Source organism: Vibrio pomeroyi (assembly GCA_041879425.1).
In the GTDB taxonomy this organism is placed as follows: domain Bacteria; phylum Pseudomonadota; class Gammaproteobacteria; order Enterobacterales; family Vibrionaceae; genus Vibrio; species Vibrio pomeroyi_A.
Genome location: CP090854.1, coordinates 2,514,246 through 2,534,574, shown reverse-complemented (window position 1 = coordinate 2,534,574; position 20,329 = coordinate 2,514,246). Strand labels below are relative to the sequence as shown.

Annotated in this window: 17 protein-coding genes; 12 read left to right on the top strand and 5 right to left on the bottom strand. The window is 44.5% G+C overall.

What is annotated here, in order from left to right:
- Position 1: 1 nt before the first annotated feature.
- From moaE to L0992_10990, 7 genes are all read left to right on the top strand, one after another.
- On the top strand, positions 2-457 hold the full coding sequence (moaE, locus tag L0992_11020) for a molybdopterin synthase catalytic subunit MoaE (GenBank protein XGB66250.1): 456 nt from the start codon (positions 2-4) through the stop codon (positions 455-457).
- A 652-nt stretch (positions 458-1,109) separates the two neighbouring features.
- Positions 1,110-2,741: an ABC transporter substrate-binding protein gene (locus L0992_11015; GenBank protein ID XGB66249.1), complete on the top strand. Its 1,632-nt coding sequence runs from the start codon at positions 1,110-1,112 to the stop codon at positions 2,739-2,741.
- A 114-nt stretch (positions 2,742-2,855) separates the two neighbouring features.
- Positions 2,856-3,776, top strand: coding sequence for an oligopeptide ABC transporter permease OppB (gene oppB / locus L0992_11010; protein XGB66248.1), 921 nt, complete (start codon positions 2,856-2,858; stop codon positions 3,774-3,776).
- Between the two features lie 12 nt (positions 3,777-3,788).
- Entirely contained in the window at positions 3,789-4,691 is a 903-nt protein-coding gene (gene oppC / locus L0992_11005; protein XGB66247.1) for an oligopeptide ABC transporter permease OppC, read from the top strand.
- A 42-nt stretch (positions 4,692-4,733) separates the two neighbouring features.
- Positions 4,734-5,705, top strand: coding sequence for an ABC transporter ATP-binding protein (locus tag L0992_11000; protein XGB66246.1), 972 nt, complete (start codon positions 4,734-4,736; stop codon positions 5,703-5,705).
- Positions 5,702-6,694, top strand: coding sequence for a murein tripeptide/oligopeptide ABC transporter ATP binding protein OppF (gene oppF, locus L0992_10995; protein XGB66245.1), 993 nt, complete (start codon positions 5,702-5,704; stop codon positions 6,692-6,694). Before L0992_11000 ends, oppF begins: the two co-directional genes overlap by 4 nt.
- A 198-nt stretch (positions 6,695-6,892) precedes the next feature.
- Positions 6,893-7,831, top strand: coding sequence for a glutathione S-transferase family protein (locus L0992_10990; protein XGB66244.1), 939 nt, complete (start codon positions 6,893-6,895; stop codon positions 7,829-7,831).
- Positions 7,832-7,919: 88 nt separating this feature from the next.
- Here L0992_10990 and pta read toward each other — a convergent pair whose 3' ends face one another.
- Both pta and L0992_10980 read right to left on the bottom strand, forming a co-directional pair.
- Positions 7,920-10,085 (bottom strand): phosphate acetyltransferase, encoded by a 2,166-nt coding sequence (gene pta / locus L0992_10985; GenBank protein XGB66243.1) that lies wholly within the window; start codon positions 10,083-10,085, stop codon positions 7,920-7,922.
- 146 nt (positions 10,086-10,231) lie between these two features.
- Complete coding sequence (locus L0992_10980) at positions 10,232-11,428, bottom strand: acetate kinase (protein XGB66242.1); 1,197 nt, start codon at positions 11,426-11,428, stop codon at positions 10,232-10,234.
- Between the two features lie 343 nt (positions 11,429-11,771).
- Here L0992_10980 and L0992_10975 point away from each other — a divergent pair, with 343 nt between their 5' ends.
- From L0992_10975 to L0992_10960, 4 genes are all read left to right on the top strand, one after another.
- The gene (locus tag L0992_10975) at positions 11,772-12,224 is read left to right on the top strand and encodes a DUF412 domain-containing protein (protein ID XGB66241.1); all 453 of its coding nucleotides are present in this window, start codon (positions 11,772-11,774) and stop codon (positions 12,222-12,224) included.
- Positions 12,225-12,541: 317 nt separating this feature from the next.
- Positions 12,542-13,507: an ABC transporter substrate-binding protein gene (locus tag L0992_10970; protein ID XGB66240.1), complete on the top strand. Its 966-nt coding sequence runs from the start codon at positions 12,542-12,544 to the stop codon at positions 13,505-13,507.
- A 190-nt stretch (positions 13,508-13,697) separates the two neighbouring features.
- Positions 13,698-15,581 carry a maltodextrin glucosidase gene (malZ, locus tag L0992_10965; GenBank protein ID XGB66239.1) on the top strand — a complete coding sequence of 628 codons (1,884 nt, stop codon included), beginning with the start codon at positions 13,698-13,700 and terminating at the stop codon, positions 15,579-15,581.
- A 168-nt stretch (positions 15,582-15,749) separates the two neighbouring features.
- Positions 15,750-17,216: a GGDEF domain-containing protein gene (locus L0992_10960; GenBank protein ID XGB66238.1), complete on the top strand. Its 1,467-nt coding sequence runs from the start codon at positions 15,750-15,752 to the stop codon at positions 17,214-17,216.
- Positions 17,217-17,274: 58 nt separating this feature from the next.
- Here the strand turns inward: L0992_10960 and dusC are convergent, their stop codons facing one another.
- Complete coding sequence (gene dusC, locus L0992_10955; protein XGB66237.1) at positions 17,275-18,231, bottom strand: tRNA dihydrouridine(16) synthase DusC; 957 nt, start codon at positions 18,229-18,231, stop codon at positions 17,275-17,277.
- 71 nt (positions 18,232-18,302) lie between these two features.
- A complete protein-coding gene (locus L0992_10950) occupies positions 18,303-18,845 on the bottom strand; it encodes a type II secretion system GspH family protein (protein XGB66236.1) in 543 nt (180 codons plus the stop codon).
- A 211-nt stretch (positions 18,846-19,056) separates the two neighbouring features.
- On the opposite strand from L0992_10950, the gene L0992_10945 reads away from it, so the two are divergent.
- Complete coding sequence (locus L0992_10945; protein ID XGB66235.1) at positions 19,057-19,677, top strand: YecA family protein; 621 nt, start codon at positions 19,057-19,059, stop codon at positions 19,675-19,677.
- 127 nt (positions 19,678-19,804) lie between these two features.
- Here L0992_10945 and dsbB read toward each other — a convergent pair whose 3' ends face one another.
- A complete protein-coding gene (gene dsbB, locus L0992_10940; protein XGB68722.1) occupies positions 19,805-20,314 on the bottom strand; it encodes a disulfide bond formation protein DsbB in 510 nt (169 codons plus the stop codon).
- Positions 20,315-20,329: the final 15 nt, after the last annotated feature.

Below are 20,329 nucleotides of genomic sequence, written 5' to 3'. Positions count from 1 at the left end.
CATGGATCCAAGAGTATTAGTGACAGCAGAGGATTTCTCTGTAGGCGACGAATACGGCTACTTGGCTCAAGGTACAGCTGCCGGAGCGATTGTGACGTTCGTAGGTAAAGTTCGCGACATGAACCTCGGCGATAACGTGATTGGTTTGTCTCTTGAGCACTACCCGGGTATGACAGAAAAGTCGTTGAGCGAGATTTGTGATCAAGCTGAAGCGCGCTGGCCTATCCAGAAGATGCGAGTGATTCACCGAGTTGGTGACTTAGATATCGGTGACCAGATTGTTTACGTTGGTGTATCAAGTGCGCACCGAGGTGCTGCCTTTGAAGCTTGTGAGTTTGTTATGGACTTCCTGAAAACCAAAGCGCCGTTTTGGAAAAAAGAACGTACCACCGAGGCGACTCGTTGGGTCGATTCTCGCGATTCAGATGCAAAAGCAGCAGAGCGCTGGGAGAAGTAATTTCTCTTAAAGTGATGTTGCTTCAACATTTACTCATTTATATATGAGACAGTCAAAAGCCGACCACTTAGGTCGGTTTTTTTGTACCCGCCACCAATTAATTTATAAACATCCAGCGCTTCAATAAATTGTTAATCACTGCTGTTGCATATAAATTCAACCATCAGTTTTGTCTGAATTAGTGCATCGAATTTTCCGTTTTGGTGCAGTGCATTATGCTGTTTTGTATAAAGTGATAACCCTCACAAATAGTGGAGTCTATTTAGGGGATATGTGATGTGCAATTAGATTTCATGTGGCATTAATGTTAATTTGCTGGCGGTGTTCTAGCATAAGATGCTAAAAAAAAGTATCAATACAGATACATCAACACTAAAGGCTGTTTTTTAATTAATCCTTATGTGTAACTCACTATTCATTAGGTTTTTATTAGAGATTTACACTATTACCTTAAGTAATTCGGAGAATTATCCGATTTTTTGCGACTTGTTTATGGCAAATTACTTCAATGGTTGATAGTGTGTGCCTCAATCTTTGTAAGGTTTTAGATTTTTATGCTTAAATTTTGAGCTAAATAAATCTAAATCACTGCCGTTCAGTGAACCTAGCAAAGAAGTCATGGATGCAATACGGAAAACTTGGAGTTTATTAAATGTACAAGAATAAAATCACTCAGGCCCTTCTTCTAGGTGCTGGTTTGGCAGTGGCTGCCACGTCTACTCTTTCTATCGCTGCTGAAGTTCCAGCAGGTACAGAATTAGCAAAAGTTCAAGAACTTGTTCGCGGTAACGGTACTGAAGTTGCGACTATCGACCCACACAAATCTCAAGGTGTACCAGAATCTCACGTAATCCGTGATCTCCTTGAAGGTCTAGTGAACCAAGACGGCGAAGGTAATACTATCCCTGGTGTTGCTGAAAGCTGGGAAACGACAGACAACAAAACATTCACTTTCCACCTACGTAAAGACGCAAAATGGTCTAACGGCGATCCTGTAACAGCTGAAGATTTCGTATACAGCTGGAAACGTGCAGTCGATCCTGCGACGGCTTCTCCATACGCTTGGTACATGGAATATACCAAGATGGCGAATGCGAAGGACATCGTAGCGGGTAAGAAAGACAAGAGTGAGCTAGGCGTTAAAGCTGTAGATGCAAACACGCTTGTTGTTGAATTAGAAACAGCGGTACCATACTTCGTAATGATGATGGGCCACACAACAATGAAGCCAGTACACCAGGCAACTGTTGAAAAATACGGTGACCAGTGGACTAAGCCAGAGCACTTTGTTGGCAATGGCGCATTCTCTGTTGATAAATGGGTTGTTAACGAGCGTCTAGTACTTAAGCGTAACGACCAATACTGGAACAACGATAAGACGGTTCTAAATAAAGTAACCTTCCTACCAATCGAAAACCAAGTAGCGGAAATGAACCGCTTCCTATCTGGCGAAATCGATTTCACAAACGAACTTCCAACTGAGCACTTCAAGCGTCTTCAAAAAGAGTACGCGGAAGATGTATCTGTAGCGGGTAACCTATGTACTTACTACTACATCTTCAACACGAAGAAAGCACCATTTGATGATGTTCGTGTTCGCCAAGCAATCTCTTACGCAATCGACCGTGATATCGTAACAGGTGCTATCCTAGCGCAAGGTCAAAAACCTGCGTACTTCCTAACGCCTGAAATCACAGCTGGCTTCGATCCTGAGCTACCAGCTTACGGTAAGATGTCTCAAAAAGAGCGTAACGCAGAAGCGGAACGTCTTCTTGAAGAAGCGGGTTACGGTAAAGACAACCCACTTAAATTCAACCTACTTTACAACACTTCAGAGAACCACAAGAAGATTGCTGTAGCGCTAGGTTCTATGTGGAAGAAAACACTGGGTCTTTCTGTAACACTTGAGAACCAAGAGTGGAAAACGTACCTATCTTCTAAAGATTCTGGTGACTTCGAAGTAGCACGTGCTGGTTGGTGTGGTGACTACAACGAAGCGTCTTCGTTCCTAACGCTAATGAAGAGTAACAACACTACCGGTGGTGTTCACTACGACAGCGCGGCTTACGATCAAATCATCGATAAAGCACTTAACTCAACTTCAGAAGAAGAGCGTAAAGCACTTTACCTAGAAGCTGAGGCGCTAATGGCAAAAGACATGCCAATCGCTCCTATCTACCAATACGTTAAATCTCGTCTACTTAACCCGCATGTTGGTGGTTTCCCAATCAACAACGCGGAAGACAAGATCTTCTCGAAAGACCTATACATCAAAGCTCAATAATAAGCTTCGATTCTAAAAAGTTAATATAACTATAACGATACAGGCACTACATGCGCAGGGCGCGCATGTAGCGTCTTTCTAATTTTAATTGTCACAGACTGAAAGAGTGAGTTTATGCTTAAATTCATTATGAAAAGGATATTTGAAGCGATTCCAACCATGTTGGTGTTGATCACTATATCTTTCTTTCTCATGCGTTTCGCACCGGGTAACCCGTTTTCAAGCGAACGTCCATTACCGCCAGAAGTTATGGCTAACATCGAAGCTAAATACGGCTTAGATAAACCAGTATTTGAACAATACACTACGTATTTGACAAATATCTTACAAGGTGACTTCGGTCCCTCGTTTAAATACCAAGATTACACAGTAAATGAGCTGATCGCGGTTGCACTTCCAGTATCTGCGAAGGTAGGTTTCGTTGCCTTTATCTTCACACTATTGATGGGGGTCACCGTCGGGACGATTGCTGCCTTGAAGCACAATACCTGGGTCGACTACACCATAATGTCGACCGCCATGCTCGGGGTGGTGATGCCATCCTTCGTGTTGGCACCGGCGCTTATTTACCTTTTCTCCCTGCACTGGAACATATTCCCAGCAGGTGGTTGGCATGGAGGTACATTCATGTACATCGTGCTGCCTGTTATCGCGATGTCTCTTCTTTACGTAGCAACCTTCGCTCGTATTACTCGCGGTAGCATGATTGAAACATTGAACAGTAACTTTATCCGAACTGCACGTGCAAAAGGCCTAAGCTACCGTTACATCATTCTAAAACATGCACTTAAGCCAGCAATGCTGCCTGTTGTTTCTTACATGGGCCCTGCGTTCGTAGGTATCATCACAGGTTCAGTTGTTGTTGAAACCATCTTCGGCCTACCAGGTATCGGTAAGCTGTTTGTTAACGCCGCGTTTAACCGTGACTACTCGCTAGTAATGGGTGTAACCATCTTGATTGGTTTCCTATTCATCTTGTTCAACGCAATCGTTGATATTTTGCTAGCGCTGATTGACCCGAAAATTCGCTACTAACAGGGACTGGTTATGTTGAAGAAAAAAGAAAATTTAGAAGCGATCGAAAAGTTCTCTGAGAGTTTAGAGATTGAAGGTCGTAGTTTGTGGCAGGATGCACGCATTCGTTTCATGCGTAACAAAGCTGCAATGGTCAGCCTGTTCATCCTTACTATTATGGTACTGGCGGTTATCTTCTTACCGATGCTAGCTCAGTACACTTATGATGATACTGACTGGTACGCAATGCACGTGGGTCCAAACGCCGATCACTGGTTTGGTACAGATAGCTTAGGCCGTGACTTGTACGTTCGTACGCTTATCGGTGGCCGTATCTCATTGATGGTTGGTGTGATGGGTGCCTTCGTAGCTGTACTGATTGGTACGCTTTACGGTGCCGCTTCTGGCTTCATCGGTGGTCGTACTGACCGAGTGATGATGCGTATCCTAGAGATCTTGTACGCGGTTCCATTCATGTTCCTAGTTATCGTTCTAGTAACATTCTTTGGTCGTAACATCATCCTTATCTTCGTTGCTATTGGCGCGATTGCTTGGCTAGATATGGCGCGTATTGTACGTGGTCAAACGCTGAGCTTACGTAGTAAAGAGTTCATTGAAGCAGCACACGTATGTGGTGTGAGCAAATGGAAGATCATTACACGTCACATCGTACCGAACGTACTGGGTATCGTAGCGGTTTACTCTACGCTGCTTATTCCAAGCATGATCCTTACAGAATCATTCTTATCTTTCCTTGGTCTTGGTGTTCAAGAGCCTATGACAAGCTGGGGCGCATTGCTTCAAGAAGGTTCGCAAACAATGGAAGTTGCAATTTGGCAACTGACATTCCCTGCGGCATTCATGGTAGTTACGCTGTTCTGCTTTAACTACGTAGGTGATGGTCTGCGCGACGCGCTTGATCCAAAAGACAGATAAAGAAATAGCAATTAAAAGCTATAAAAGATTAAGGAAGCAATAATGAGCTTATTAGATGTCAAAGATCTGCGCGTCGAATTTACCACGCAAGATGGTATCGTAACCGCAGTAAACGATCTGAACTTCTCACTCAACCAAGGTGAAACGCTGGGTATCGTGGGTGAGTCAGGTTCAGGTAAATCACAAACTGTATTCTCTATCATGGGTTTGCTGGCTAAGAACGGCATCATCTCGGGTAGCGCGAAGTTTGAAGGTAAAGAGATTCTTAACCTTCCAGAGAAAGAGCTGAACAAAGTTCGTGCTGAACAGATCGCGATGATCTTCCAAGATCCGATGACATCACTGAACCCTTACATGAAAGTAAGTGATCAGCTGATGGAAGTACTTATGCTGCACAAAGGCATGGGTAAAGCAGAGGCATTTGAAGAATCAGTACGCATGCTTGAAGCGGTTAAAATCCCTGAAGCACGCAAGCGTATCACTATGTATCCACATGAATTTTCTGGCGGTATGCGTCAGCGTGTGATGATCGCAATGGCATTATTGTGTCGTCCTAAATTGCTTATCGCTGATGAACCAACAACCGCTTTGGATGTAACTATTCAAGCGCAAATCATGGAATTGCTGAACGAATTGAAAGATGAGTTCAACACGGCAATCATCATGATCACCCACGATTTGGGTGTGGTTGCAGGTTCATGTGACAAGGTACTTGTGATGTACGCTGGTCGTACAATGGAGTACGGCACGGTTGATGAAATCTTCTACGAGCCAAGCCACCCATACGCAGAAGGTCTATTGAAAGCGATTCCTCGTTTGGATACAGAAGGTGAAATTCTACCGACTATTCCAGGTAATCCACCAAACTTACTTCGCCTGCCAACAGGCTGTCCTTACCAAGACCGTTGTCACCGTGTAATGGACCGTTGTAAGCAAGAAGCACCTATTTTGACGCCATTTGGTAATGACCGTCAGCGTGCTTGTTTTTCTGACTGGGAGACTTGGACAAAATGAGTGTAGATAAGCAGTTATTATTAGATATTAAAGACCTGAAAGTTCACTTTAGCATCGCAGCTAAATCAGCGTGGCCTTGGGCAAAACCGTCAAACCTGAAAGCTGTTGATGGCGTTGATATTCATCTTTACGAAGGAGAAACGCTAGGTGTAGTAGGTGAGTCTGGTTGTGGTAAATCGACATTTGCTCGTGCAATCATTGGTTTGGTTGAAGCGACAGACGGCGAAGTTATGTGGTTAGGTCAAGACCTGACTAAAATGCAGGAAGTGCAGCGTCGTGAAACTCGTAAAGAGATTCAGATGATCTTCCAAGACCCACTAGCATCGCTTAACCCGCGTATGTCTGTTGGCGACATCATTGCTGAGCCTCTAGAAACTTTTTACCCAGAACTTTCTAAACAGGAAGTGAAGGACCGAGTTAAAGAGATGATGGCAAAGGTTGGTCTACTACCAAACGTAATCAACCGTTACCCGCATGAGTTCTCAGGCGGTCAGTGTCAGCGTATCGGTATCGCACGTGCTCTTATCTTAAAACCTAAGATGATCATCTGTGATGAGCCAGTTTCAGCATTGGACGTATCTATCCAAGCTCAAGTAGTTAACCTTCTGAAGGAGTTACAAAAAGAGTTAGGTTTGTCTTTGGTATTCATCGCGCACGACTTGTCGGTTGTTAAACACATTTCTGACCGCGTGTTGGTGATGTACTTAGGCAACGCGGTGGAACTTGGCGAATCAGATGCATTGTTCTCTGATCCTAAGCACCCGTACACCAAAGCGTTGATGTCTGCAGTTCCAATTCCAGACCCACGCTTAGAGCGCAGCAAAACCATTCAGATGTTGGAAGGTGATCTACCGTCACCAATCAATCCGCCATCTGGTTGTGTGTTCCGTACTCGTTGCCCACAAGCAACAGAGGCGTGTGCGCAAACTAAGCCAACGATTCAAGGCGATGACGTTCACGCAGTATCTTGCTTGCACGTACAAGTCTAGAGCCTATTTAAAACGGTTCAGCCTGTGACAGGCTTAAGCGCGACTAGTTATTAGAGTCGCGCTTTTTTTGTCTTAGGCTTATTGGTTCGCTCAACAAGCTTCATCAAAATATTCGAACAACTAAGCCAACTTCTTCTAGTTTTGAAAAAGTTGGCTTTTTTTATACTAGAGAAAAGTTAGCATCACAGAGGTTTGGATATGGGCAAGTTAGTTGAAGGTGTTTGGCACGATGTGTGGTACGACACCAAAGAAAGCGGTGGTAAGTTCGTTCGTGAAGATGCGGGCTTTCGCAACTGGGTTGAAAATAAAGCCGGAGCGCAATTTGAGCCAGAAAGTGGTCGTTACCACCTATACGTATCGTTAGCTTGTCCGTGGGCGCATCGCACGCTGATCTTCCGTGCACTGAAAGACCTGACCGATCATATTGATGTGACGGTGGTTTGCCCTGACATGATGAGTGAAGGATGGCAAATGGGCTTGCCTGAGCCTCTGTTCGGTCACACTCGCATGCACCAAATCTACACTCAAGCCAAACCTGACTATTCAGGTCGAGTCACGGTTCCTGTTTTATGGGATAAGAAAACCAACACCATCGTGAGCAATGAGTCGTCTGAAATCATCCGCATGTTCAATTCAGAATTTAATGAGTTAACAGGCAACACCGATGATTACTACCCATGGGAATTGGCGAGCAAGATTGATGAATGGAATGACTACATCTATCCGAACATCAATAACGGCGTTTATCGCACCGGCTTTGCGACCACACAAGAGGCCTATGAAGAAGCGTATGACGCGTTATTTGAAGCGTTAGACAAAGTGGATGCCCATCTTAGCGAACACCGTTATCTGGCGGGTAACGAGATTACAGAAGCGGATTGGCGGTTGTTTACGACTTTGGTTCGATTCGATGCTGTGTATGTAGGTCACTTCAAGTGTAACAAGCAGCGAATTTCAGACTACGTCCATATTCAGAGCTACTTAAAAGAGCTGTACCAGATCGAAGGCATCAAAGAGACGACGGATTTTTACCATATCAAACGTCACTATTATTACAGCCACACGGGCATTAATCCAACTCAGGTTGTCCCTAAAGGACCCGCGTTAGATTTAGAATCGCCACATGGCCGAGGCTAGGCTTGACAAGTAGTTCCTTTGCTCTAGCTCCAGACATAAAAAAACCCTAGATATACATCTAGGGTTTTTGCTTTCTACTAAAGAAAAATTAGTTAATTACTTTTTCTTCAGCTTGAGCTGCTTGGTCTGCTTGGATAGCCGTTAGAGCTACTGTGTAAACGATATCGTCTACTAGAGCGCCACGAGACAAGTCATTTACTGGCTTGCGCATACCTTGAAGCATTGGACCGATAGATACTAGGTCAGCTGAACGCTGTACCGCTTTGTAAGTCGTGTTACCAGTGTTTAGGTCTGGGAATACGAATACAGTCGCTTTACCTGCTACTGGAGAGTTTGGTGCTTTAGAAGCAGCAACGTTTTCCATGATAGCCGCGTCGTACTGTAGAGGACCGTCGATCACTAGATCTGGACGTTTCTCTTGAGCAATCTTAGTTGCTTCACGTACTTTATCTACGTCTGCACCCTTACCAGATTCACCAGTAGAGTAAGAGATCATAGCAACGCGTGGGTCGATACCGAATGCCGCAGCAGAATCTGCAGATTGGATAGCGATTTCAGCAAGCTGTTCAGCTGTTGGATCTGGGTTGATCGCACAGTCACCGTATACAAGAACTTGATCAGGCAGAAGCATGAAGAAGATTGAAGATACGATAGAAGCATCAGGAGCAGTCTTGATGATTTGGAACGGAGGAACGATAGTGTTCGCCGTTGTGTGAACAGCACCAGAAACTAGGCCGTCAACTTCACCAGCTTCAAGCATCATAGTACCTAGGAATACTGAATCTTCTAGCTTCTCACGAGCTACAACTTCAGTCATACCTTTAGCGCCACGAAGTTCTACTAGACGAGCAACGTAGTTTTCACGAACTGATGCAGAATCGATGATCTCAACGCCAGCGCCAAGCTCAACACCTTGCTGTGCAGCAACACGACGGATTTCTTCTGGGTTACCTAGAAGTACACAAGTCGCGATACCGCGCTCAGCACAGATAGCCGCAGCTTTAACTGTACGTGGCTCATCGCCTTCAGGAAGAACGATGCGCTTAGCCGCTTTACGAGCGAATTCAGTTAGCTGGTAACGGAATGCTGGTGGGCTTAGGCGACGGATGCCTTGAGTGCCTTCAGATAGAGAGTCAATCCAAGGGCCATCGATGTGGCTTGCAACGTGATCGTTAACGAATTCAATACGTTCTTTATCGTCTGCAGGAACTTCTAGGTTGAAGCTCTGTAGGTTTAGAGACGTCTGCCAAGTGTTACCTTGCGCTTTGAAGATCGGTAGACCTGAAGCGAATGCTGGTGCACATAGGTTAGCAATGCTTTCTGGGATGTCGTAACCGCCAGTAAGCAGGATTGCGCCAATCTCAACACCGTTTTTCGCAGCAAGAGCCGCAGCAACGATAACGTCAGGACGGTCTGCAGAAGTTACTAGCAGTGAACCTGGCTTAAAGTGCTCAATCATGTGTGGTAGAGAACGTGCACAGAAAGTGATGCTCTTAATACGACGAGTTGCGATTTCACCTTCGTTGATGATTTCAGCGTTAAGGTGCTTAGCCATATCAACCGCACGAGTTGCGATTAGGTCGATGCTCCATGGCACACAGCCAAGAACACGGATAGGGCTAGAGTTGAAGATTTGCATTACTTCAAGGTTCGCTTGCTGAGCTGTATCTGCATCGTCGAAGATTTCAGATAGGTCAGGGCGAGTACGGCCAGCTTCATCAACAGGAGCGTTAAGCTTGTTGATGATTACACCTTTGATGTTTTTGTTCTTAGTACCGCCGAAGTTAGAACATGCTACTTCGATACGCTCTTTAAGTTGCGTAGGGTTGTCAGTACCAGGAGTCGCAACGAATACGATCTCCGCGCCAAGTGTCTTCGCGATTTCCGCGTTTACTTGGTTAGCAAATGGGTGCTTACGAGTAGGTACTAGACCTTCGATTAGCGTTACTTCTGCGTCTTTGTTGATCTTGTTGTATTGCTCAACAACAGACTCAAGAAGTACGTCCATTTTTTCGCTACCGATCAAAGCTTCAGCTTTAGTCATTGCGATTGGCTCACCAATCTTAATGTCGCTGTTTACGCTGATAATAGTAGACGTTAGATCGGGTTGATCACCACCGCTGCGAGGTTGAGCGATTGGCTTGTAGAAAGAAACACTTACGCCCTTACGCTCCATAGCGCGAAGAACACCCATGCTAACACTAGTAAGACCAACACCAGCGCTTGTAGGGATAAGCATAATAGTACGTGACATTGACGAACACCTTTGACTATTGGAAATAAAAAAGCTCAACTGCTATTCCCACCGATATTTAAATTGGGGTAGGAATAGAAGTTGAGCCCCATTTTCTTGATATGAAAAACTGACTAGCTTCGAGTGAAGCTAGTCAGGAAAATCAATTAAAGACCTGCTAGTTTCGCAGTGTCTTCAGCAATTACTAGCTCTTCGTTAGTAGAGATAACCATTGCTGGGATACGGCTGTTAGCTGTAGTGATAGTACCTTCGCCGCCGAAACGAGCTTTAAGGTTAGCTTCACCGTCAACTTCGATGCCGAAGATGCCTAGGCGGTTAAGAACCATTTCACGGATTGGGCCAGAGTTCTCGCCGATGCCGCCAGTGAAAGTGATTGCGTCTAGACGACCTTCTAGAGTTGCAGTGTAACCAGCTACGTACTTAGCTAGACGGTGACAGAACACGTCCATTGCACGAGTTGCTTCTTCTTTCTCACCGTAGTTGTCTTCAACGAAACGACAGTCAGAAGTCACTTCAGTTAGACCAGCAAGACCAGACTCTTTAGTTAGCATGTTGTTGATTTCTTCAACAGAGTAACCAAGAGCGTCGTGTAGGTGGAAGATGATCGCAGGATCTAGGTCACCACAACGAGTACCCATTACAAGACCTTCAAGAGGAGTAAGACCCATAGAAGTATCTACAGATTGACCGTTCTTGATAGCACATACAGAAGCGCCGTTACCTAGGTGACAGTTGATGATGTTAACTTCTTCAACTGGCTTGTTTAGTAGGCCTGCAACTTCACGAGTGATGAATAGGTGAGAAGTACCGTGCATGCCGTAACGACGGATGCCGTGCTCTTTGTACAGGTTGTACGGTAGAGCGTATAGGTAAGACTCAGAAGGCATTGTTTGGTGGAACGCAGTGTCAAATACAGCAACGTTTTTAAGGCCTGGGAAGTTCTGTTGAGCCGCTTCGATACCGATAAGGTGAGCTGGGTTGTGAAGAGGTGCGAAAGTCGCAGCGTCTTGAATACCCTTAAGTACTTCATCAGTGATAAGTGCAGAAGAAGTGAACTGCTCGCCACCGTGTACGATACGGTGACCGATAGCGCCAAGGTTAGCTTTAAGCTCAGGCTTAGAAGCAAGAATAGTTTCTACCATGAAAGATAGTGCTTCTACGTGAGCTGCGCCCGCGCCTAGTTGTGCTTCGTGCTTGCCATCAAGTTTCCACTTCATACGAGCTTCTGGAAGACCCAGACACTCAGCAAGACCAGTTAGGTGCTCAGCACCTGTTTCTGCATCAACCACAGCGAATTTAAGAGAAGAACTACCACAGTTTAAAACTAAAACTAGCTTAGACATTAATGACTACCTGTTAATTTTTCTGATCGAAATCAGTTAAGGATGAAAATTAATCTCAAGAATAGACGAAGCACGGTAGCTTGCGTACTAACCTTGGTCAAAAAAACGTTAATTTCCGTATAAAGTGAAAGCGCACTTTTTCAAAAAAAGAGGCTTGTGCATTCCTTGCAGAAGTCTTCTCAAAGTTGCTTAAATTGTAAATAAGGGCAACAATGAGATTGAGGTCTGCAAATAATAGCGATATTGTGCAAATATAACAAAAAAATTTGAAAGAATATTATTTTTCGTCAAATTTTTGTGTTTTTAGTTGATGATTTCAACTTTTTTTTAATGGGAGACTCATATGAGCAATAGAGTTGGTTTAGCTAGCAGTTTAAAAGATGGCCAAAAGTACATGGATCTCTGGCCTGTTCGAAAAGAGTTAAACGCTATTTTCCCTGAGCAACGCATCATTAAGGCGACGCGCTTTGGTGTAAAGGTGATGCCCGCGATAGCTGCTATCAGCGTTCTTACGCAAATGGTCTTTAATAATTATCAAGCGATGCCACAAGCCGTGGTTATGGCTTTGTTTGCTATTAGTTTGCCACTTCAAGGCATGTGGTGGTTAGGTAACCGCTCAAATACACAACTTCCGCCAGCGTTAGTATCGTGGTACCGCGAGCTGCATGAGAAGATCACTGAAACGGGTTTTGCGTTAGAGCCAGTGAAGCCACGCCCTCGTTATAAGGAGTTGGCGATCATTCTGAATCGTGCATTCCGTCAGTTAGACAAATCTTCAATGGAACGTTGGTTCTAAGAAAACCTCACTTCTCCCTATCGTTTGAGAACGGCTACACATCGCTGATAGCACGTTCTCAGATTCGTTCCTCGTGACACTTTTCGTTCATCTTACCTTTGTTGATCGTTTCATTTGCCTCTTGTTATTCACTTCGTTTCCTACCTAGGGATTAAACCCAACCAATCTTTTGACGCATAATTCGAGCTTTGTTGTGTTTTTGTTAAATATCACTTCAAGTTATCAAAACTTACTGGTAATAATATCAATAGTGAATTTAATGTTGTGATCTCTCTAGATCGAGCAATAACAACGAGCGCTTGATGAAGGGAGTATTGATGAGGTCTGTAAGAAAAGTATTAACGGCTGCGTTAAGCGGTTGCCTGTTACTATGGGCTAGTGGTGTGGCAGCAAATATTGCCAAAGTATCGGTGTCACAAGTTGTAGATCATCCAGATCTAAATGCAACACGCTTAGGGCTTCTTGAAGGTTTAAGAGCTAAAGGTTATGAACCCGGTAAGAACTTAGAGTTTTCTTATGAAATGGCGGATGGGAATCCAGCGCAAGCTGCCAAAATTGCCAGAGAGCTCGTCAGTGAAAATCCTCATGTATTGGTCGGTATCGCAACACCGACCTCACAAGCCTTAGTGTCGGCGACTCGCTCGATTCCTATCGTGTTTACCGCGGTTACGGATCCTGTCGGCGCTAGGCTCGTCAAACAATTAGAAAAGCCGGGGCGTAATGTCACAGGGCTTTCTGACTTATCTCCGATCACTCAGCATGTGTCATTAATCAAAGAGCTGCTTCCTGAAGCTAACTCAATCGGTGTTGTGTACAACCCGGCAGAAGCAAATGCAGTTGCCTTGGTTGGACTGTTAAAGAAAGCGACGCGAGACTTTGGCTTTACTCTTTACACAGAAAGAGCACTCACCATTGACGATGTGGAATCAAAAGCAGAATCAGTGGCAAAGAAATCGGATGTTATCTATGCCTTAACGGACAATACTGTTGCAAGCGGCATGGAAGGTCTTATCAACGCGGCTAACCAAGCTGATACGCCAGTCGTTGCAGGCGCTACATCTTATGTAGGAAAGGGCGCTATTGCAGGTTTAGGTTTAGATTACTATGACGTTGGGGTACAAACTGCGGATTATGTAGCAGCTATTCTCAATGGACAAAAGCCTGGAAAACTGAACGTTAAAACCGCACAAAGCTCACAGCTGGTGGTGAATCTAGAAGCTGCTCGTGAGTTGGGTGTGACATTGCCTCAATCAGTGATCGACCGCGCGGTAGTCAGTCGTTAATAGGTCGACTTCAAACGCGATCTACGCTTGGTAACAGGCCTATTCATTTGATCATTTTGAGAGAAATCGTCTTACTGAAAACAAAGTGGGTCTACAAAGCGTGATCTACTTTGACTGACGATATTTTTCTGATTGTCGCCAACAAAAAATTTCATATCTTAAGCAAATTAAACATTGCTCGAGAACCACTATGAAGCCATTTATCTTTCATGCGCAAACCTCCGATTACTTCCACGAAAAAGACGGCATTCTGACCGTTAAATTAATGACTGACCGCAGTGATTGGAATCGGGTTCTGTTGAGGCATGAGCCGGATAACGAAGAGTATCTGCTTGATATGATCAAAGTTGGTGCTGAAGGTCGATTGACGGAGTGGCAAGTCTCTTTTCCAGTTAATTCAGACAGAGACATTACTCATTATGTCTTCAAGTTAGTCGACTCGAAAGGACAGCACTGGCTTGATGCTAGGGGTGTACATAGTCGTGTTCCAAGCCGTGAGTTTCATTTCAAGTTTAATGCCCATCACCGCCCGCCATCTTGGGTCTCGGAGCAGGTCTTCTACCAAATCTTCCCAGAACGCTTTTGCAATGGTAACCCGAGTATCAGTGTTAAAGCCGGGGAATATCGCCTAAAAGAAAACACATTAGATGTCGTTGCTAAAGAGTGGGGTGATTCTGTTGAAGGGCACAATGGAACCGGTGCTGCTGAGTTTTTTGGTGGCGACTTGGCGGGCATTCATAACAAGCTAGACTACTTGCAAGAGCTAGGTATTACCGCTTTGTACCTAAACCCTATCTTCCAATCACCGAGTAATCATAAATATGACACGACCGATTACTATAAGGTCGATCCACACTTTGGCACGAATGAAGAGTTCGCGGCGCTCTCTAGCGACATTCATGCTCGTGACATGAAAATTGTCTTAGATGCCGTATTCAACCATACATCGGTAGAGCACCCTTGGTTTGATAGGCTAAACACCAACATTTCAAGTTCAAGTTCAAATCTCAACTCAGAGAAAGGGGCTTATGGTCATTCTGATTCACCTTATCATGACTACTACTTCTTCAAACCAAGTGATTCGACTCAGTACGTAGGATGGAAAGGGATCTCATCGCTTCCTGTTTTAAATTTCTCTAACGAAGCGGTTCGAGACCATATCTACCAATCCGAAGAGTCAGTGATCAAACATTGGCTGAAAGCGCCTTACCACATAGATGGTTGGCGTTTCGATGTGATCCATATGCTAGGGGAAGGTGAGGGGGCTTATAACAATGCACATTATGTGAAGGCATTCCGTGACTCAGCTAAAGCCGAGAACCCAGAGGCGTATATCTTGGGAGAGCATTTCTTTGAGGCCAGCCAATGGTTACAAGGAGAGCAAGAAGACGGGTCAATGAACTACTATGGTTTTGCTCATCCTGTGCGCGCGTTATTGGCGAAGCAAGATATCGCTTATGAGCCAATCAATATTGATATGTTTACTTTCTCTGATTGGTTAGCAGAAGCAAGAGCTAAGGTGCCATGGTTGAATCAGTTATCGCAACTGAATCAATTGGATAGCCACGATACGGCAAGGCTCTTGACGCTTCTCAATAGCGACGAAGCGAAACAGAAATTAGCTCTGACTTTGTTATTCACTTACGTTGGGACGCCGTGTTTGTACTACGGAACCGAGGTGGGCTTAGAAGGTGGTCAAGACCCGGATAATCGCAGATGTTTTCCGTGGGGAGCAGAGCAAACATCCCATTGGTTCTCATTCCATCAAGCGTTGATAAGTTTGCGAACAGAACGCAGAAGCTTACAAAGTGGTGCTTACTTAGAGTTGTATTGTGATGCTGAAACCTTAGTGTTTGCACGTTGTCTTGGAAGGGAAAAGACCTTAGTTGTACTAAACTTGTCTAACAAAGAAAAGTCGCTAGTTTTACCTGTCTGGATGCTTGGACAAGAGCAAGGTGAAGTAGTCGCTTTGCTTGGTCAAATAGAACGTGTTTTGATCTGTAACGGTACCGCAGAGATTGTTATTCCAGCGATGCAGTCGATGATTTTTGACGTCGACAATAAACTGGATTAAATCACTCAAGACTAGCCCTGCTTAGTCTGGGCTAGTTTTTAAAGCTTTGAGTGAATGGGAAAGATCGATTCATATCAATTTACACTCTTTTACCTCGTGGGAAATGACAATTAATGTAATAATATTAATGGGGTAAATGGAAATAGCTGAGCGCTAAGAGCAAATTATATGAAAGTAAATAGGCACTTTAGCCTTACCTTTATCTTCGGGTTTCCCGCGGTGATCGCGACGATGCTGCTTGGCCTAATCGGAAAGAACCATTTTGATTTGGTTAAAAAAGACATCGACAGCGAGTTTCATCGTATCGAAGAGGTGTTCAAAAGAACCACAAAAGTGGTGACTGCTTTAGACTACAGCTTCTCAAACTACTACAAATCTGGAAACCCTCTCTTTCTCGATCACAACAAACAAGTTGTAGATGGGCTTTGCCAAATCTGGCCTATTGATGTGTTACTCCTCGCGGATGGTAAAACTTCAGACATTCCTTCTGTCGATATCGACTACATGCTGGTCGGCCAAGAATCCCTTTGTTCCGAAACCAGTGATAGCTACAAGAGCGCCTCAGAAAAGATAGCTCTAGCTCCTATTCTTTCATTTTTATCTCAGCTTGATGAATACCACGACGGCGTGCACTTTATTGATACGAGTGGCTATGTGATCTCTTCGCCGGAAGATTTTGCCAAAGGACTGAGTAAAGAACTGCTCTCGACTATAAAGAGTCGTCCTTACTGGCAGAAAACCGCCAACAACCCTGACCAGCTCACGCTCTCTGGCCCTGGCTATCGTTTTGATTCCCTTGACCGCATGATCAGTATGACCATCCCTGTATTCCATAAAGGCGTTCACCAAGGGATGCTGTCGGTGGATATTAATGCTGGCAGGTTGCTTGAGAACTCTAATGAGCATCTGGCTGGTCGAATAGATATTATCGATACCACTCGCTCTGCGCCGATTGATAGTGCGGCTTTCTACCATGAGATTAGCCTCGAAGGTGTCGCATCCCATCATGCCATGTATTACGAATTGGATATTGCCAAAGAGATCGAACATTTTTTCGTGTATGAGAAAGACAGCCTTATCGTTGCTATCATTGTCTATCTTTTCTCTGTAACGATCTTTTTCTACGTCAATTCGACTATTGAACGAGGTTACTTCAAAGAGCTCGCTGCGAAAGACCCAATGACAGGGTTACTTAACCGACGTGGCTTAGAAGCGTTTTGGCGAAGCGACGATCACGATCAATTGTTTGCCTTAACGGTATTTGATATCGATGATTTCAAGTTAATCAATGATACTTATGGGCATGACAAAGGTGATGATGTGATTCGTTATATGTCGCGCCAGATCAGTAACAGTGTTCGAAGCAGCGATGTGGCCGCAAGGTTTGGTGGAGAAGAGTTTGTCGTTTACATGAAAGGTGATGATCGTGAAACTCTGATGAGAACACTAGAGCGCGTGAAAAACGCAATCAGTGCTAAATCAGTCGATATTGTTCCGAATGGATTCACAGTGTCTGGCGGTGTCTGCATTGTAGAAACAGAACAAAGTAAGCTCAACTTTGAAGAGATATTTAAATACGCCGACGAAAAGCTTTACGTGGCTAAGACGACGGGTAAAGACCGTCTCGAATTTTAACCACGTTATTTAATCGGCGTATTGTTAGAAGTAGGGAACAGCCAGCTTGTTCGAAGGTTTAAACAGGTTGGCAGTATTGCTCTTGATAACGTTTAATCTGCTCGACAATTGGAGCCGCTTTTTTGTAGGTTCTGATCTCACGAAACAGCTCTTCAGCTTCCGGGTATTCTTTACGTAGATACACAAACCACTGTTTTACGCGGTTTGGATAATACAGACCTTTATCACCTTCAATTTCAAACTCAGAGTAACGCAGTAGCAGGGCAATAACTTGTTGCCAAGGCATTGGCTGGTGGTTGTGTTTAACGACGTTCCCAAGGTTTGGAACATTGAATGCACCACGACAGACCATCAATGAATCAATACCTGTAGTTTTTATGCAATCTTGACCATCTTGGTAATTCCAGATCTCACCGTTCGCAATCAGCGGCAGAGAGGTTTTCTGACGGATTTGATTGATGTAATCCCACTTGATTTCACTGGCCTTATAACCACCGGTTTTGGTTCTAGCATGCACAGTCAGTTCGTCGGCTTTTGCTTGTTCAATAGCATCGACAATCTCAAAGCATTCATCAGGGTGTTCCCAACCTAAGCGAATCTTTGCGGAAACTGGGATATGTGCAGGCACCGCTTCTCGCGTTGCTTTGACGACTTGGTAGATAAGCTCTGGTTCTTTCAACAGAGACGCACCACCGTTACTTTTGTTTACCGCTTTTGCTGGGCAACCAAAGTTAAGGTCTATGCCTTTCGCGCCAAGACTTGCTGCTTGGATAGCGTTCTCTGCCATCCATTTGGGGTGTTGTCCAAGCAGTTGAACGTGGACAGGAACACCAGCCATGGTTTGTGAGCCTTGGTGGAGTTCTGGACACAAGCGATGGAATACATGCGGTGGCAGTAATTGATCCGTAACGCGGACGAATTCAGTAACACAGAGATCGTAATCATTGATCTCTGTGAGAATTTCACGCATTAGGTGGTCTAGAACGCCCTCCATCGGGCCAAGTATTACTCGCATGCTGATCTACCGAAACATCTCTGTCCTGAAATTAAGAGGCGTGATTGTACGGTGTGCTTACAGGATTGTCACTATGAGCTCGGACTATCTGCAGTAATGGTTACTTCTCCTGTTAGTGGAAAGTAGTTAAGTCTAGGGATATCTTCGCCAAATGAAAAACCACTGGTGTAATAGTAATAGCAGCTTGGATCTGCAGTATACCAGCCGACGATATTCTCTTCAGATGGAAAAACGGAACTTCCATGGGCTCTTATTGTTAGGTCGGTCGTCATTAGTGCATTCCAAAGCTCAACACAGTCGTCACCAGATAATCCTACACCAGCGCTGACTGGAGCATCACCAACGGCGAATGGAAACCCTGAAGAAGAAGGATAAATGTCACCCTGACCGTAATTCACCACTTGATCGAAGCCGGGCTCTCCATCGACAAGCCATTGAGAGTGGTACATATCAATGCTGTTTCTGAACGCAGCAAATGCGCCTTGTGCTAATGCTTCATGAGCATCTCTCTGAACACCAAGAAACCGAGGTGCAGCCGTCACAGCCAATATACCTAGTATAACGATCACAACGACAAGTTCGAGTAATGTAAAACCTTGGGATTTTGATTTCATGTTGACCACGCCTAAATGTAACTAAATGTTTATGGAAGCGTTTTACACCCAAGGTTCTGATTATCAAAGCGAAATAAGTGAAATCTCGCCAATATTTGAATAGCAATGGTTTGCGTATCGTTATCGGTTAGAAAACAGAGGGAAGTGGTTGGCGACATCTTAGCGGGGATAACGTTATAATATCGAAAATGCCCAAATATCCAGAGCTTTCATGACATATCAATTATTAAGCCTACCAGAATCTATTTCAGACATTACGCCGCAGTTTATCGAAGGTGCAATCCTTGCGTCTAACTTAGCGACAAAGCCACTCGATCCTGAAGAATGGATTGCTATCGTAGCTCCTGAAGCGGGCAAAGAGCTTGTAACATTAGTGACGGAACAGATTAATCGACAGCACAACCTAATTCAGCGAAGTGAATACTTACTGACTGATGTGTTTGCAGAAGGTGACTTCAATGAGCAGTTCGCGGATTTTGCGGAAGGTTTTATGATGGTTTGGCCGACAGTGGAAGAGCAGTGGCAAAGCATTACGGTTGCGGACGGCACTCTGCGCATGCTGCAAGCTCTGTTGACGACATTAATGTTAGCGATTGATGAAGAGCAAACTCAACAACAAATGGTTGCGGCTGGGCTTCAAAACCCACCATCGCTTGCCGATTTAGTGGGTCAGGTCGATCTGATGATCTCAGAAGTGGCAATGGCGGCTGATGAGGCGATGCTAGGTAATAAATCGCAGAGCGTGAATCCATTTAAAGATATCGGCCGCAACGATGCTTGCCCATGTGAAAGTGGTAAAAAGTTCAAGCAGTGCTGTGGTAAAAACAGCTAATCGCAGTTTGTTGATGAACATTACTTGAGTCAGTAACAGACTCTCTTTAAATGTTCAAAAGCTTAAGTAATAAAAAAGTCGACCTCATGGTCAACTTTTTTGTTGTCTAAATTTCAACTGCTTACTGTTAGTCGTTTTTCGACTTAACAAATTGAGAAATAACCACAATACCGAAAGCAACCAAGTTACCTGCAAAGATAATCACAAGCCACTGAGGCATAGAAAGATCGAAGAACTGCCACACAACCTTGCTGCAATCACCGTAAGCTTCAAACATCCAAGGTGCCCATTGGTTTAAAGGCGCCCAGCTAGGGAAGGTCACGAATAAGTCGCAGGTTGCGAAAGGGGACGGATTGAACTGGTAATCGACGTGCTCTAAAGCAAGCATCAAACCTTTGTATGCGCCAAATCCCCAACCAGCAAGGCCTAACCAGCGTGATATTGGGTTATTCGGGGCGATAGCACCAATCATGGCTGCAACACCGATAGCGAGCATAGCAACGCGCTCATAGATACACATTACGCAAGGACCAAGCATCATCACGTGTTGGAAGAAGAGAGCGCACGCTTCAAAAAAGACAATAAAAGCCAGCAGTAAAAGCCAAGATAAACGTCCCTTAGAGAAGTCTTTGATCATTGCTAAAAAGTTCAC

Bases quoted from the DNA above. Each gene is read 5' to 3' on its own strand.
- malZ (XGB66239.1), top strand. From the start codon at position 13,698: ATGAAGCCATTTATCTTTCATGCGCAAACCTCCGATTACTTCCACGAA.
- L0992_10980 (XGB66242.1), bottom strand. From the start codon at position 11,428: ATGTCTAAGCTAGTTTTAGTTTTAAACTGTGGTAGTTCTTCTCTTAAA.
- oppC (XGB66247.1), top strand. From the start codon at position 3,789: ATGTTGAAGAAAAAAGAAAATTTAGAAGCGATCGAAAAGTTCTCTGAG.
- L0992_10960 (XGB66238.1), top strand. From the start codon at position 15,750: ATGAAAGTAAATAGGCACTTTAGCCTTACCTTTATCTTCGGGTTTCCC.
- L0992_10990 (XGB66244.1), top strand. From the start codon at position 6,893: ATGGGCAAGTTAGTTGAAGGTGTTTGGCACGATGTGTGGTACGACACC.
- oppB (XGB66248.1), top strand. From the start codon at position 2,856: ATGCTTAAATTCATTATGAAAAGGATATTTGAAGCGATTCCAACCATG.
- dusC (XGB66237.1), bottom strand. From the start codon at position 18,231: ATGCGAGTAATACTTGGCCCGATGGAGGGCGTTCTAGACCACCTAATG.
- dsbB (XGB68722.1), bottom strand. From the start codon at position 20,314: ATGATCAAAGACTTCTCTAAGGGACGTTTATCTTGGCTTTTACTGCTG.
- L0992_10950 (XGB66236.1), bottom strand. From the start codon at position 18,845: ATGAAATCAAAATCCCAAGGTTTTACATTACTCGAACTTGTCGTTGTG.
- moaE (XGB66250.1), top strand. From the start codon at position 2: ATGGATCCAAGAGTATTAGTGACAGCAGAGGATTTCTCTGTAGGCGAC.
- L0992_11000 (XGB66246.1), top strand. From the start codon at position 4,734: ATGAGCTTATTAGATGTCAAAGATCTGCGCGTCGAATTTACCACGCAA.
- pta (XGB66243.1), bottom strand. From the start codon at position 10,085: ATGTCACGTACTATTATGCTTATCCCTACAAGCGCTGGTGTTGGTCTT.
- L0992_10970 (XGB66240.1), top strand. From the start codon at position 12,542: ATGAGGTCTGTAAGAAAAGTATTAACGGCTGCGTTAAGCGGTTGCCTG.
- L0992_10975 (XGB66241.1), top strand. From the start codon at position 11,772: ATGAGCAATAGAGTTGGTTTAGCTAGCAGTTTAAAAGATGGCCAAAAG.
- L0992_10945 (XGB66235.1), top strand. From the start codon at position 19,057: ATGACATATCAATTATTAAGCCTACCAGAATCTATTTCAGACATTACG.
- oppF (XGB66245.1), top strand. From the start codon at position 5,702: ATGAGTGTAGATAAGCAGTTATTATTAGATATTAAAGACCTGAAAGTT.
- L0992_11015 (XGB66249.1), top strand. From the start codon at position 1,110: ATGTACAAGAATAAAATCACTCAGGCCCTTCTTCTAGGTGCTGGTTTG.